Origin of the sequence: Mesorhizobium sp. (assembly GCF_004962245.1) — a bacterium.
Taxonomy (GTDB): domain Bacteria; phylum Pseudomonadota; class Alphaproteobacteria; order Rhizobiales; family Rhizobiaceae; genus Mesorhizobium.
This window is the reverse complement of sequence record NZ_SUHQ01000009.1, coordinates 118,901-133,374: the sequence shown is the minus strand read 5'-3', so window position 1 is coordinate 133,374 and position 14,474 is coordinate 118,901. Positions and strand designations below refer to the sequence as shown.

Annotated in this window: 14 protein-coding genes; 7 read left to right on the top strand and 7 right to left on the bottom strand. The window is 63.2% G+C overall.

Annotated elements, in window-relative coordinates; translation table 11 throughout:
* Window positions 1–175 precede the first annotated feature (175 nt).
* Window positions 176–898, top strand: coding sequence for an XRE family transcriptional regulator (locus E5X88_RS11975; RefSeq protein WP_292161480.1), 723 nt, complete (start codon window positions 176–178; stop codon window positions 896–898).
* 134 nt (window positions 899–1,032) lie between these two features.
* On the opposite strand, the gene E5X88_RS11970 is transcribed toward E5X88_RS11975, so the two are convergent.
* The 7 genes from E5X88_RS11970 to E5X88_RS11940 all read right to left on the bottom strand — a co-directional run bounded on the left by E5X88_RS11970 (window position 1,033) and on the right by E5X88_RS11940 (window position 8,150).
* Window positions 1,033–2,208, bottom strand: coding sequence for an FAD-dependent monooxygenase (locus E5X88_RS11970; protein WP_292161479.1), 1,176 nt, complete (start codon window positions 2,206–2,208; stop codon window positions 1,033–1,035).
* Between the two features lie 238 nt (window positions 2,209–2,446).
* Window positions 2,447–3,472, bottom strand: a complete 1,026-nt coding sequence (locus E5X88_RS11965; protein WP_292161478.1) for an RNA polymerase subunit sigma-70 — start codon at window positions 3,470–3,472, stop codon at window positions 2,447–2,449.
* 42 nt (window positions 3,473–3,514) lie between these two features.
* Entirely contained in the window at window positions 3,515–4,261 is a 747-nt protein-coding gene (locus E5X88_RS11960) for an SDR family oxidoreductase (protein WP_292161477.1), read from the bottom strand.
* Between the two features lie 132 nt (window positions 4,262–4,393).
* Window positions 4,394–5,434: a DUF3445 domain-containing protein gene (locus tag E5X88_RS11955; protein WP_292161476.1), complete on the bottom strand. Its 1,041-nt coding sequence runs from the start codon at window positions 5,432–5,434 to the stop codon at window positions 4,394–4,396.
* Window positions 5,435–5,443: 9 nt separating this feature from the next.
* A complete protein-coding gene (locus E5X88_RS11950) occupies window positions 5,444–6,409 on the bottom strand; it encodes a PDR/VanB family oxidoreductase (RefSeq protein ID WP_292161475.1) in 966 nt (321 codons plus the stop codon).
* Complete coding sequence (locus E5X88_RS11945; protein ID WP_292161474.1) at window positions 6,406–7,002, bottom strand: dimethylamine monooxygenase subunit DmmA family protein; 597 nt, start codon at window positions 7,000–7,002, stop codon at window positions 6,406–6,408. Before E5X88_RS11945 ends, E5X88_RS11950 begins: the two co-directional genes overlap by 4 nt.
* 14 nt (window positions 7,003–7,016) lie before the next feature.
* Complete coding sequence (locus E5X88_RS11940; protein WP_292161473.1) at window positions 7,017–8,150, bottom strand: aminomethyltransferase family protein; 1,134 nt, start codon at window positions 8,148–8,150, stop codon at window positions 7,017–7,019.
* A 167-nt stretch (window positions 8,151–8,317) separates the two neighbouring features.
* Between E5X88_RS11940 and E5X88_RS11935 the strand changes: the two genes are divergently transcribed.
* From E5X88_RS11935 to glnT, 6 genes are all read left to right on the top strand, one after another.
* On the top strand, window positions 8,318–9,715 hold the full coding sequence (locus E5X88_RS11935; RefSeq protein WP_292161472.1) for an ammonium transporter: 1,398 nt from the start codon (window positions 8,318–8,320) through the stop codon (window positions 9,713–9,715).
* A gap of 23 nt (window positions 9,716–9,738) precedes the next feature.
* Window positions 9,739–9,957 carry a hypothetical protein gene (locus E5X88_RS11930; RefSeq protein WP_292161470.1) on the top strand — a complete coding sequence of 73 codons (219 nt, stop codon included), beginning with the start codon at window positions 9,739–9,741 and terminating at the stop codon, window positions 9,955–9,957.
* A gap of 131 nt (window positions 9,958–10,088) precedes the next feature.
* The gene (locus tag E5X88_RS11925) at window positions 10,089–10,985 is read left to right on the top strand and encodes a glutamine amidotransferase family protein (RefSeq protein WP_292161468.1); all 897 of its coding nucleotides are present in this window, start codon (window positions 10,089–10,091) and stop codon (window positions 10,983–10,985) included.
* Window positions 10,986–10,989: 4 nt separating this feature from the next.
* Window positions 10,990–11,733, top strand: a complete 744-nt coding sequence (locus tag E5X88_RS11920) for a GXGXG domain-containing protein (protein ID WP_292161466.1) — start codon at window positions 10,990–10,992, stop codon at window positions 11,731–11,733.
* 6 nt (window positions 11,734–11,739) lie between these two features.
* Window positions 11,740–13,068: an FMN-binding glutamate synthase family protein gene (locus E5X88_RS11915; protein WP_292161464.1), complete on the top strand. Its 1,329-nt coding sequence runs from the start codon at window positions 11,740–11,742 to the stop codon at window positions 13,066–13,068.
* A gap of 40 nt (window positions 13,069–13,108) precedes the next feature.
* Window positions 13,109–14,416 (top strand): type III glutamate--ammonia ligase, encoded by a 1,308-nt coding sequence (gene glnT / locus E5X88_RS11910; protein WP_292161462.1) that lies wholly within the window; start codon window positions 13,109–13,111, stop codon window positions 14,414–14,416.
* The last annotated feature ends 58 nt before the right edge of the window (window positions 14,417–14,474 follow it).

The window sequence follows — 14,474 nt, the reverse complement described above, 5'->3', positions numbered from 1 at the left end:
TTGTCGCGAAAGCTCGTTTCATCAAGGTCGATTTTCCAGCGAGATTCACGATAGCAGCCCGTGGAGGATACGAGAAATCAATCGTGGATGGCTTGCTGCGGCGGTTGCGCTCCTGTATCGGCACCGAATATGTTTACCGTGAGTGAAATAAATCCACAGAGTCCGGAGTAGCGACATGGCAAAAACAGCTTCCGACCTCAAGAATGGCGCCGGTGCCGCTCTGGCCAAGGCCAAACCGTCGCCGAAGGCGTCCGACGGACGGACGATCCGGACGCCGCTGACGCAGAACCCGCACGCCATCCGCGACACCCGTGAAAAAGTGCTGGAGGTCGCCATCGGCCGCGAAGTGCGGGCGTTCCGCAAGAAGCTCGGCATCACCGTCGCCGATCTTGCGGTTGCCACCGACATTTCGCTGGGCATGCTTTCGAAGATCGAAAACGGCATCACCTCGCCGTCGCTGACCACGTTGCAGGCCTTGTCGCGAGCGCTCGGCGTTCCCGTCACCGCCTTCTTCCGCCGTTTCGAGGAAGAGCGCAGCGCGGTTTTCGTCAAGGCCGGCGAAGGGCTCGATGTCGAGCGCCGCGGCACGCGCGCCGGCCACCAGTACAATCTGCTCGGCCATATCGGCTCCAACACCAGCGGCGTCGTCGTCGAACCTTATCTGATCACGCTGACCGAGGATTCAGATGTGTTTCCGACCTTCCAGCACGAAGGCATGGAGTTCCTCTACATGCTCGAAGGCGAGGTTACCTACAGGCACGGCAGCAACCTCTACCCGATGAAGCCCGGCGACAGCCTGTTCTTCGACGCCGATGCACCGCACGGGCCGGAAGTGCTGACGGTCCTGCCGATGCGTTATCTCTCGATCATCTGCTATCCGCAGAACAGCGCGAGCTAGGGCGCGTACTCATAAAGCGAGTTGGCTTAGTGCGCCTCGCTCGATGTCTGCTTTTACTCCCGATAGGGAGAGAATAGCAGACGCAGCTTTATACCGGCTTCGTGCCAACAGCGAAGTGCGAATGGAAGGTGCTATTAGAGCGAAGCGGCGGCTGCCGCGGCTTCGGCATCGGCGTCGTAATTCCAGACCCAGGCGCGTTCTTGCGGCTGAGCGTCAAGCTTGCGGTCGCGGGTATGCAAGTCCCCGCTGGATGCGTCATAGCGAGCACCACTCACGCGCGACATGCGCTGGACGCCGGCAGTCCGCTCGCGCCGCAGTTGCTCGTAAATCAGCAACGCCCGTGGGGCTGACTTGCGGTCTGCTTGGCTCAGCACGGTCGCCAAAGCAACGGCGTCTTCGATGGCCTGATTGGCTCCTTGTCCGACGTGCGGCAGCATCGGGTGGGCGGCGTCTCCCAGTAGGGTCAGGCGCCCGCGAGTCCAGGTTGCGAGCGGCTCGCGATCGAACAGGCCCCACCGAAACGTGGTTTTCACTTGGGCAATGATCGTCTCAACCATTGGGTCCCAGCCGGCGAACTCCCGAGCAAGGACGGAGGGATCGCCCCGTGCCGACCATGACTCCTTCATGGGCTCATCAGTCGTCACAAAGCCAACGTAGTTGATGAGCAGACCGGCGCGCACCGGAAAGACGAGAAAATGCCTGCCTGCACCGAGCCAGTTGCGCATCGCTCCTGGCGGCCACGAGACGCTCGCCGCCGAGATCACCCCTCGATAGGCGGCTGATCCCGAATAGAGCGGGGCGGACGGGGCGATTACGAACTGTTGAAGGTTTGAATGGATGCCGTCAGCCGCGATCACGACGTCAGCCGTGGTGCGCACACCATTGGCGAAAGTGATGACAGCCTGCTCATCATCCTGTTCGAAGCCGATACATCTGTGGCCAGCCTTCACAATGTCGGCAGGTAGCCGGTCGACGAACATTGCCAGCAAATCGGCGCGGTGCATGCCGTAGAACTCGATTTGGCTGGCGAGCTCGGGGGGCCACATCGCCGCGGCATAGGATCCATCGGCGCGACGAAACTGTGGGTCGATCCATCTGGCCCCCGAGCGGATCAGCTCGTCACCGAGGCCGAGCCGCCGAAGCATCCGGACACCGTTCGGCTGGATCGCGACGCCGGCGCCGACCTCGGTCAGGGCTGCCGCCTGCTCGTAGAGACGGACGTCCATGCCGCGTTGAAGCAGGGCGTTAGCAGTGGCGGCGCCGCCGATGCCGCCGCCAACGACCGCCACGCGTAGTGGGCTCGTGCTCATTGCTCCGGCTCCTCGAGCAATTGTCAGCCCCCCTGGGGCGTGCGGGCTCCGGCCCGCCCGTGAGTGTGGCAGCCTAATGCCGGCGCACAGCGCAGGCAACCGGCTACCGCGTTGAAAGGCGTGCGTGTCGCAGACTAGAAAGGCCGATTCTGGTACGAACCTGACCGGCCTTGGGCTGTTCGCGCCTTCATCCAGCTTGCGTCAATCAGGCTGTGGCTGCGTGTTAATGAGTCACGCTCTAGGCTGGCGGTAGGCCGAAGGCCGCAAACAAGCTGGGGCCGAGCGGCCCCACATAGATTGTCAGAGAGGCGATGCCACCCTCGGCGGGCTCGATCACATGCAGGGAATGGGCTCGCCACGCAGGGTCCTGATGGGTGCGCGCGTAGACCCCTACCGCCGGCTGGGCGTTGGCCCCGATGGCCACCGCGCGGAAGCCCGCAAAATTGGTCCAGATGGTCTCGAAGAAACCGCGGATCGCCCCGCGTCCTTGATACCATTCCCACCAAGGCGGCATGCGATAGGTGGCGTCCTCACGCAAGAGCTCGATCAAGCCGTCAAGATTGGCGGCCTGCCAGGCCTGCATGTAACGTTCGAGCAGCAGGCCTTCTTCGGGGTTGGGCTGCGATCGACGCATCGGACGTCCCTGAGGATATCGCGCCGCGAGCGTTACGCGGGCCCGCTGCAATGCGCTGTTGATCGAAGCGGTCGACCCGCCCAGCAATCGCGCCGTCTCGGCAGCCGACCAGCCCAGGACGTCGGACAGCAGCAGGGCGGCGCGCTGCCTGGGCGGCAGATCCTGGATCGCGGCGACGAAGGCGAGTTGCACTGCTTCGCGGGTCTCATACCGCGCTTCCGGACCTGGCTCACTATCAGCGAGGCCTGGAAGCTCCGCGTCCGGGTAAGGCTCCAGCCAGGCGACCTCGGCTGCCGGCCCGCCTGTGGCCGGCCCGTGGGAGGGCGGCCGTCTGGGCTGCTGCAGAATCCGATGCGCCCTGGTCCGCGCCTTGAGGGCGTTGAGGCAAGAGTTGGTCGCGATCGAGTAGAGCCAACCGCGAACCGAACCCCGCCCGTCGAACTCCGACCTTGCACGCCAGGCACGAAGAAGCGTGTCCTGGACGAGATCGTCCGCCTCGTGCAGCGAGCCCATCATGCGATAGCAGTGGAGCTTGAGCTCCCGGCGATGGGCCACCGTGAACTTCTCGAAGGCCAGCCGACCTAGGATCGGCTGGCCTGCTGGCTCGAGAGGTGCCTGAGCATCTGTCATGCGGATTCTGTAGTTCCGGACTAGGTTTGCATTACGCGCGCCTTAGGCGGCCGGCGCAAGCCCGCTCCCGCTCACCGCGAAGGAACTGCCTTGTGATTTCCCGGTGGCGAGTGCAACCACCGCCCTTCCCACATCGGCCGGCGTCTGCATGTCGGTCATGCTCGCGAGGAAGTCCGCGGGCTGAATGTCCAGATAGGCCGCATAGCCGTCGACGCCGCCCTTACCTACGGCGCCCTCCGGCATGATACGCATAGGCGCAAGCGCCATGAAGCGCAGGTCCAGGCCGAGCCGATCCGATTCCTTCTGGCAATGACCGGCCAGGAACATCTGCATGCGCTTTGCGCCGGCATAACCGCCGGCGAACGGTGGCCCCCCGCTCAAGGCTGCGCCACTGGAGATCAGAACGATCCGGGTCCCCGGCTTGAGCGGACCCCGCAGAGCGGCCCTGCAAAACAGGAACGACGCCTTGACGTCCGTTTCCCAGTTTGCGGAGAACGCTTCCCAGGTCAGTTCCTGCACGGGCGCGGCGGGGGCAAGGGCACCTGCGCAGATCACCAGGACATCCGGCTCAAGCGCGGCGAAGACCTCATCGGGGGCTGAGTCCACAGTTGCATCGACCGCGAGTGTCTTCACGCCCGAAGTCTCCCAGGCAAATTCCGCCAGAGCCTGTTCCCCGCGGGCGACGGCGAGAACCGTCGCTCCCTCGCTGAGGGCGGCTTCTGCGATTGAGCGTCCGACACCCCGGCTCGCTCCGACGACGACGACATTCTGACCTTGTAACGATCCCATGGACCCCTCGCTCTCCGGGCGGCTGGACCATCCAGGCGCGCCCATTGATCAGGACAACGCAAGCGGGCCGAAATCATCGGTGCGGGGTCAGAAATCTTCTCAGGTGATCGGAAGCGCCCGCGCGAACTCCAATCAGTCCGGCCCAAAGCCTGGGCTTGTCGGGCTGCCGTCGTCCAGCTTCGACAGCCATTCGACCAGCGTCGGGCGGTAGCGCGTCAGGCCCTTGTAATTAGCGAGTTCCTCGGGGAGATCGCGGATGACGCGGTGCAGGCGCCGTGCCCATTTGGGCTGCGTCACCAACTCATCCATCTTGATCAGATAGCAGCGGATCGGAAAGACGATGCCGTTCGAGCGCGGCAGCCGCCAGAAACTCTGCAATTCGACGCGCAGATGGACTTTTTCGCCGACGTTTTCAGGCGTCACCGTGGTGCGATCCGGACCCCATTTGTGATAGTTTTCCGGGCTGGTGTCGAGGCGTGGATTGATGGTCATGGTCCAGTTCAGGCGCCGCGCCGGCTTGCCTTGCTGGATGTTGGTGAGGAATTTCAGCGCCCGGGTGAAAATCCCCTTCTCATGCGCCAGCGGCACCGGCGCGTGCCACTCGAAGAAATTCATGCCGATGTCGAAATCGAGCGACCAGTCGGCCTGGGTGGTGACCATGCCGGCGTCCATCCACAGATTGCCGTCACGCTGGTCGAGAATGCAGAAATCGCCCTGGCTCTGGCGCGTGATGTATTCCATCGGGCCGTAGGGCAGCGTCGACACGTCACCGAAGGTGAAGGTGTCGTCGATGCCAAGCGGCCGGTTGATCCAGCGCCAGCGGTCGCCGTCGCGCGCCAGCGTGAAATGCTCGGGGTAACCCAGCGCCTGCTGTTCCATCAGAAGTTCGAGCAGATCCCAGCCGGCCAGCGTCATGTGCGGCAGCGACTGGCAGCGCAGCGGGTCTTCGGCAAGCACCAGAGCGCGGTCCTGCATCTCGGCGACATAGTGCTCGTCGACGTCGATCAGGTTTTCCAGAACGCTGCCCTTCGGCCCGACGACATGCGGCTCGATATTGACCGCATACATGTAGCTGTCTTCGTGGAACGGGAATGGAAACCGCCGGATGTGTTCCGGACTATTCCTGAAGGTGAAGTCGTCGCGGAATGTTTCCTTGCGAAAGGTGATGCCCAAGCTCGCCTCCTATCTTTCCAGCACCAGCGACCTGCCTTCGAAGCGCGAAACGCAGGGCATGATCTTCCTGCAGGATCGATGCTCTTCCTCGCTCAGCCAGTGATCGTTGTGGATGAATTTGCCGTCATGTGCGATGACGTTGGTCTCGCACTGGCCGCAGACGCCGCCGCGGCAGAGATAGGGCGGATCGACGCCGGCCGCCTCGATCGCCTCGAGCAGGCTCTGCTGCTCGTCGACGCGGATCGTCTTGCCGCTGACCGCCAGCGTTACGTCGAACGGGGCGCCGGGCTGGGGGGCGGCGAAATGCTCGAAATGGACGGTTTCCGCCGGCCAGCCCAAGGCGGCGGCGCGATCGCGCACCCAGTCGATCATGCCCGACGGACCGCAGACATACAGATGCGTGCCGAGCGGCTGCGACGACAGCAGGCGGTCGAGCTCAATGCGCTCGTCGCGGTCGTCGTGGTAGAGCCTGACCCGACGGTCGTAGCGCTCCCTCAGCACATCGGCATAGGTGCCGAGCGAAGCGGTGCGGCAGGTGTAGTGCAATTCGAAATTGCCGCCCTCCGCCGCCAGCTGCGCGGTCTGCGCCATGAACGGGGTGATGCCGATGCCGCCGGCCAGCATCAGGTGCTTCCTGGCGCGCAGGTCGAGCGAGAACAGATTGACCGGGTAGCTGATCACCATCTCCGCGCCGGGCCTGACATGCCTGTGCATGAACAGCGAGCCGCCACGGCCAGCATCGTCGCGGCGCACCGAGATCGTGTATTCGCGGGTGTCGAGCGGCGAGCCCATCAGCGAATAGGGATTGAGCCTGGTCCGCTCGCCGTCGCGCATTTCGGCGACGACGTGGGCGCCGCCGGAAAATGTCGGCAGCAGCGCGCCGTCGCGCCGGCGGAAGTGGAAGCGCGTGACCAATTCGTTGACCGGGACGACATCGCTCACCACGACGTCGAGCTTGGTGGTACCGGTGCTCATCGAAAAATCTCCTCCGTGGGAGGAATTTCGCTGCGGTCTTCCGCATTGATGCAGACGCCCTGGAATGCCGCGAGGCGCCTGGAATAATGATCGCGTACCAGAAGAAGCAGGCCACAATGCGAACAGGTCGCAGGCTGCGTCGTCACATTTTCGGTGATGCCCTTGCAGTGGACGCATTGGACGCGACGCGCCAGCGAGCCGCGATGCTCGGTCTGGATCGAGGTATGGTCGATGCCGGCTTCGAGCGCCGCCTGCATGGCCTGGCCGATCAGCCCCTCGGTGCCGGCGAGATAGAGGCGCAGGCCCATATGCGCATTGGCCAGGGTCTGCTTCAGCCGCGGCAAGGCGCTGGCGAAGGAAGGACCCTGGTGGAACTGCACCGGGTTCAGCGCTTCGAGCGCGGCGACATGCTTGCCGTCGCGCCCGGGGATGAAGATGATGTGGGCATCGCGGAAAAAGCCCGCGGGCGCCTTGGCGGCCAGGTCTGATATCGCCAGCGCTCCTTCCGCATCCGCCACGAAAAGATGGTGCTTGCCGGGCTGCGGAGACAGGGTTCCGTAGACCGGCCGGCTGATGATGCTCTTCGCTGCCATTCTCTCGGTGTGCCTCAGCCTTTCGCCGTGCGCTTGGTCTTCTTCGGATCGTCGAACGGAAGCGGCTCGGCGGTTGCGCTGATGGCGCCGCTCTTGTTGCGGATCTCGAGCCGGGTGCCCTGGACGGCACAGTCGACGTCGAGCCGGGCGATGCCCATCGATTTCTTCACCAGCGGCGAATACATGGCGCAGGTCACCACGCCGACCTTTTTGCCATCGCGATAGACCGGCGCGCCCTCGTCGGCCGGCTCCTTGCCTTCGAGCAGCACGCCAAAGATCTTGAAGCGCTCCTTGCCCTTGAGGCGGTAGTGCTCCTCGGCGCCGCGAAAGCCCGTCTTGCCGGGGCTGACAGTGAAGTCGAGGCCGAGTTCCCACAGCGTGTCGCCGGGGCCTTCGTTCTCGAACGGATATTTCTGCGAATTGTCGTAGGGGTAGAACAGGAGGTAGCTCTCGACGCGCAGCATGTCGAGCGTGGTGAACCGGCACGGGATGATGCCGGCGCTCTTGCCCTCATCGAGAATGGTGTCCCAGATCGTGCCGGCATCCTGGCCGCGGCAGAAAATCTCGTAACCGCGTTCACCAGTGTAGCCGGTGCGCGAGATCATCACCGGAAAACCGAACAGCTGCGTCTGCATGTGGTGGAAATAGTTGAGGTCGCGAATGCCCGGCACATGCTTTGCCAGATAGTCGACGGCTATCGGACCCTGCAGCGAAAGGTCGTGCAGATTGTCGTCGAAGCGCAGCGAGACATCGCGGCCCATGGCGGCGCGCTGCAACTCCTCATGACCGGTACCCGAACCGTGCACGACCATCCAGGCATTCGGGCCGGTGCGGTAGAGGATGCAGTCGTCGGTGAACTTGCCCGCCTCGTTGAGCATGCAGGCATAGGCCGACTTGCCGGGATAGATCTTCTCGACGTCGCGTGTCGTTGCGAGGTCGATCAGGTGCGAGGCATGCGGCCCGGTGATGTGGACCTTCTTCAGGCCCGACACGTCCATCAGCCCGGCCTTGGTGCGGATGGCGATATACTCCTCGTCGGCGTCCTTGTCGTAAGTCCAGGCGGTGCCCATACCGCTCCAGTCTTCGAGCTTCGAACCGAGCGCACGATGGCGATCCGCCAAGGTCGAAAATCTCCAGGATGCCGTCATGGACTTGCTTCTCCTCAACACGATTGCCGACGTTTCGCCGCTTCAAGGCGTCAGAGCCACGCGGCGGTCCACGCCATATTGACTCAAAACTCCAAAAGCGCGCAATACTAAGATGCAAAAAGTTTTACTGAGAGGCAAGGAACGCAACTGAACGGAGGGGACATGAAATGGAAGGGAATCTCAACGCTCTAACGACCATTTTCACCGAATTCTACTATTGGGTGACCATCGTCATGATGTTCCTCATCCATGTCGGGTTCTGCACCTACGAGGTCGGCGTGTCGCGCCGGCGCAATCACCTGAAGACGCTCATGAAGAACGCGATGGCGATCCCGCTCGTCACGGTCACGTTCTATTTTTTCGGCTGGTGGATCTATTTCGGCTTCCCCAACGGGCCGGGCATCGCGGGCGGGCTTGTCACGGCACCCTTCGCTGAAGCGTGGAATCCGCTGATGGGCACTCACCTGTCCGGCGTCAATCCAGGCGAGACCGGAGTAACGCCAGCCGACGCCGCGCTGTGGCATCGACTCAACGGCGTGTTCTGGGGCGCCTTCCTGCTGTTTTCCATCACGACGGCGTCGATCATCTCGGGCTCGATCATAGAGCGCGCACGCTCGGGTGCGTTCTGGATCGTCGCGGTGCTGATCGGCTCGGTCCTGTGGATCCTCGACGCGTCCTGGGGCTGGCATCCGCAAGGCTGGATGGTGAAGCTTTGGGGTTATCACGACGCTTATGCATCGGGCGTCGTGCACGCCATCGCCGGCGGAGCAGCACTCGCCTTCCTCATCGTGCTCGGTCCGCGCATCGGCAAGTTCAAGGCCGACGGCACGCCGCGAGACATCCCGCCGCACAATGTGTGGCTGGTCACGATCGGCCTGTTCCTGATCTACACCGGCTTCTGGGGCTTCTATGCCGCGTGCAACATTCCGCTGATCAGCCCGGCCACGATTGCCGGCCAGATCACCGGCGAGACCTGGACGGCGACCAACATCTATCTCGCGCCGACGACGCTCTCGGCGATCACCTTCAACTTCCTGATGTCGTTGTCGGGCGGCATGATGGCCGGCTACCTCGTCTCGAAAGGCGACCCGTTCTGGACATTCTCGATGGGGCTTTGCGGCGTCATCTCGGCCTCGGCCGGCAACGACCTCTATCACCCGATCCAGGCGCTGCTGATCGGCGCGATCGTCCCGACCATCTGCTACAAGCTGCACTATTTCGTCGAACGCCGCTTCAAGATCGATGATGCGGTGGGGGCCGTTGCCGTGCACGGCTATGGCGGCTTCCTCGGGGTCGTGGTGGCGGGCTTCATGCTGTGGGGACAGCCGTCCTCGCCCTATGAGGGCTTCGCGCACATCAACCCGCTCGGTAATTTCGCGGGCGCAGTGCTGATGTTCGTGCTCGGTTTCGTTCCCACCTTCGTCGCATGCAAGATCCTCAACAGCATGAACCTCCTGCGCGTGCCGGCGAAGGTGGAACTCGAGGGCGTCGACTTTGCCCTCAACCATGCTTTCGAGGCGTCGGTCCGCGAAGTGGGAACCGCCGAAAAGGCCATGATGAAATAGTCAACGGACAAGGAGAATTCGCAATGTCGACCAATGGAATGGAAAACTGGGCCGTCGATCTCAAGGACGTCGGCGCGATCTACCCGTTTCAGGGCTCCGAGGTCCTGATGGTCATCGTCGGCCTCGCCTTCTGGATCGGGTGGCACATCCTCCAGACGCGCCACGAGAGCGCTGAAATCGAGGCCGATATGGCTGCGGATCGCAGCGGAGAGGAAACGAGAGCGGCAATCGACCGCTATTAGACCGAAACACGTCGCCTGGCGCCTCGATTGCGCCAGGCGACTTGTTTAATATGAAAAAAACTTTCATGTGAGTTGAATTTGATTCATGAAGCTGATAGCACCCAAATCATACCTCACCTCGGGAGCCTGACATGTGCGGAATCGTCGGACTGTTTTTGAAGGACAAGTCGCTCGAGCCTCAGCTCGGCTCGATGCTGTCTCAGATGCTGATCTCGCTCAGCGATCGCGGTCCCGACAGCGCCGGCATCGCCATCTACGGCGCGCCGTCGGGCAACGAGGCCAAGATCACCATCCAGTCGGCGAAGCCGGAGCGCGATTTCCGCGGCCTTGACGCCGAACTCGCCAAGGCGATCGGCGCGCCGGTGACGCTCAGCGTGAAATCGACGCATGCGGTCGTCAGGACCACGCCCGACAAGATCGATGAAGCGCGCGAGACCATACAGGCGCTGCGCCCCGACATCCGCATCATGGGCGCCGGTGACGTTGTCGAAATCTACAAGGAAGTCGGGTTGCCCGAAGCGGTCGTCGATCGTTTCGACGTGCGCAGCATGACCGGCACGCACGGCATCGGCCATACCCGCATGGCGACGGAATCGGCGGTGACGACGATGGGCGCGCATCCGTTCTCGACTGGTGCCGACCAGTGCCTGGTGCACAATGGCTCGCTGTCCAATCACAACAATGTCCGCCGCGAGCTGATCCGCGAAGGCATGAAATTCGAGACCGAGAACGACACCGAGGTCGCGGCCGCCTATCTCTCCTCGCAGATGGCGCATGGCAAGAATCTCGGCGAGGCGCTGGAAGGCACGCTGAGCGACCTCGACGGTTTCTTCACCTTCGTCGTCGGCACCAAGAACGGTTTCGGCGTGGTGCGCGATCCGATCGCCTGCAAGCCCGCCGTCATGGCCGAAACCGACCAGTATGTCGCTTTCGGCTCGGAGTATCGTGCGCTCACCAAACTGCCCGGCATAGACAGTGCGAGGGTCTGGGAACCCGAGCCCGCGACCGTCTATTTCTGGGAGCATTGAGCTGATGCCGGCAATCAACATTTCCAAGGCCCTTGACCAGGGCCATGTCCAAAGTCGAGCGTCACGGGCCTTCGACCTGGCCGAGTTGCCGCTGCGCGAGCTCAACCAGGCGCTTCACAATCTGACCCCCGGTTCGAACGAGACCGCCTGGGAAGTGCTCAACCCGAAAGGCAGCCATTCGGTCGCCGTCGGCGTCGACCAGCCGATCACTATCGATGTCCGCGGCAGCGTCGGCTATTATTGCGGCGGCATGAACGACGGCAGCGCCATCACCGTGCATGGCTCGGCCGGACCCGGCGTCGGCGAGAACATGATGTCGGGCTCGATAACGGTCAAAGGCGATGCGAGCCAATATGCCGGCGCCACCGGCAGGGGCGGGCTGTTGGTCATCGAGGGCAATGCGTCGTCGCGCTGCGGGATTTCCATGAAGGGCATCGACATCGTCGTCTATGGCAATATCGGCCACATGTCGGCCTTCATGGCGCAGTCCGGCAATCTGGTGGTGCTGGGCGATGCGGGTGACGCGCTCGGCGATTCCATCTACGAGGCGCGGCTGTTCGTGCGCGGCAAGGTCGGCAGCCTTGGCGCCGACTGCATCGCCAAGGAGATGCGGCCAGAGCATCTGGAACTGCTGCAGGGCCTGCTCGATCGCGCTGGGGTGACCGGCGTCAAAGCGGCGGAGTTCAAGCGCTACGGCTCGGCGCGCACGCTCTACAATTTCAACATCGACAACGCCGACGCGTATTGAGGCAGCATGACCTATCGCAACCCGCCGACGACGCCGCGCAAATCCGCGACCTTCGACGACTACACGCTTTCCGAGATTCGCCGCGCTGCGGCGACCGGCATCTATGACATCCGCGGCGGCGGCGCCAAGCGCAAGCTGCCGCATTTCGACGACCTGCTGGTCCTCGGCGCCTCGATCTCGCGCTATCCGCTCGAAGGCTACCGCGAGCGTTGCGACACTGGCGTCGTGCTGGGTTCGCGCCACGCCAAGAAGCCGATCGAGCTGAAAATCCCGATCACCATCGCCGGCATGAGTTTTGGCTCGCTGTCCGGTCCGGCGAAAGAGGCTTTAGGCCGCGGCGCGACGCTGTCGGGTACCTCGACGACCACAGGCGACGGCGGCATGACCGAGGAAGAGCGCGGTCATTCCAAGACGCTGGTCTACCAGTATCTGCCGTCGCGCTACGGCATGAACCCGCGCGATTTGCGGCGGGCGGATGCGATCGAGATCGTCATCGGCCAGGGCGCCAAGCCCGGTGGCGGCGGCATGCTGCTCGGCCAGAAGATCTCCGACCGGGTCGCCGAAATGCGCACGCTGCCGAAGGGTATCGACCAGCGCTCGGCCTCGCGCCACCCCGACTGGACCGGGCCCGACGATCTCGAGATCAAGATCCTGGAGCTGCGCGAAATCACCGACTGGGAAAAGCCGATCTACGTCAAGGTCGGCGGCGCGCGGCCCTATTACGACACCGCCCTTGCCGTGAAGGCAGGCGCCGATGTCGTGGTGATCGACGGCATGCAGGGCGGCACCGCCGCAACGCAGGAGGTGTTCATCGAGAATGTCGGCCAGCCGACGCTTGCCTGCATCAGGCCGGCGGTGCAGGCGCTGCAGGATCTCGGCATGCACCGGAAGGTGCAGCTGATCGTCTCCGGCGGCATCCGCAACGGCGCCGATGTCGCCAAGGCGCTGGCGCTCGGCGTCGATGCGGTGTCGATCGGCACGGCGGCGCTGGTTGCGCTCGGCGACAACGATCCGCGCTGGGAGGCGGACTACAACGAGCTCGACACCATGGCCGGTGCTTACGACGACTGGCATGAGGGGCGCGACCCGGCCGGCATCACCACGCAGGATCCCGAACTGATGAAGCGGCTCGACCCGATCGCCGCTGGACGACGATTGGCGAATTACCTGAAAGTGATGACGCTCGAAGCGCAGACAATTGCCCGCGCCTGCGGCAAGAACAGCCTGCACAATCTCGAGCCGGAGGATCTCGTCGCGCTCACGATCGAAGCCGCCGCCATGGCCGGCGTGCCGCTGGCCGGCACCAACTGGATACCGGGGAAGAACGGCTTCTAAGATATCATACCACCAAAAATACCATAAGCGAGGAACTGTAATGGGGAACGATCTCGCCGCATTCGCCAAAGAGAACGGCGTCAAATATTTCATGATTTCCTACACCGACCTGTTCGGTGGGCAGCGTGCCAAGCTGGTGCCGGCACAAGCCATCGCCGACATGCAGAAGGACGGTGCGGGCTTCGCCGGTTTCGCCACCTGGCTCGACCTGACGCCGGCGCATCCTGACATGCTGGCGGTGCCGGATCCGGATTCGGTTATCCAGTTGCCGTGGAAGCCTGATGTCGCCTGGGTCGCCGCCAACTGCATCATGGACGACAAATCCGTCGCCCAGGCGCCGCGCAACACGCTGAAGCGGCTGATCACTGAAGCGGCCGGCGACGGCATGCACATCAAGACCGGCGTCGAAGCCGAGTTCTTCCTGATCTCGCCGGACGGCAAGACGATTTCCGACGAATACGACACTGCGTCGAAGCCCTGCTACGACCAGCAGGCGGTGATGCGCCGCTACGACGTCATCGCCGAGATATGCGACCACATGCTGGCGCTCGGCTGGGGCCCCTATCAGAACGACCATGAGGACGCCAACGGCCAGTTCGAGATGAACTGGGCGTTCGACGATGCGCTGGCGACCGCCGACAAGCACTCCTTCTTCAAGTTCATGGTAAGGTCCGTTGCCGAAAAGCACGGCCTGCGCGCGACCTTCATGCCGAAGCCGTTCCCCGGCCTGACCGGCAACGGCTGCCATGCCCACATCTCGGTGTGGGACAGAGACGGCAAGACCAATGTCTTTGCCGACAATGCCATGGAGCTCGGCCTGTCGGCGAAGGGCAGGAATTTTCTCGGCGGCATCATGAAGCATGCCTCGGCACTGGCCGCGATCACCAACCCGACCGTCAACTCCTACAAGCGCATCAACGCGCCGCGCACTATTTCGGGCGCGACCTGGGCGCCGAACTCGGTGACATGGACCGGCAACAACCGCACCCATATGGTGCGCGTGCCCGGCCCCGGCCGCTTCGAACTGCGCCTGCCCGACGGCGCGGCAAACCCCTATCTGCTGCAGGCCGTCATCATCGCCGCCGGCCTCGACGGCATCCGCTCGCAGGCCGATCCCGGCAAGCGCTACGACATCGACATGTACCAGTTCGGACACACGGTTGAGGGCGCGCCGAAGCTGCCGCTCAACCTGCTCGATGCCTTGCGCGAGTTCGACAACGACAAATCGCTCAAGGCGGCGCTGGGTGAGGAATTCTCGTCGGCTTACCTAAAGCTCAAGCACCAGGAATGGAATTCCTATGCTTCCCACTTCACCCAGTGGGAGCGCGACCACACGCTGGATATCTAGAGCATCGGACCGACAAGTGTGAAGCGGTTTTCGGTTGTATCCGATGCGTCAAGAAAGG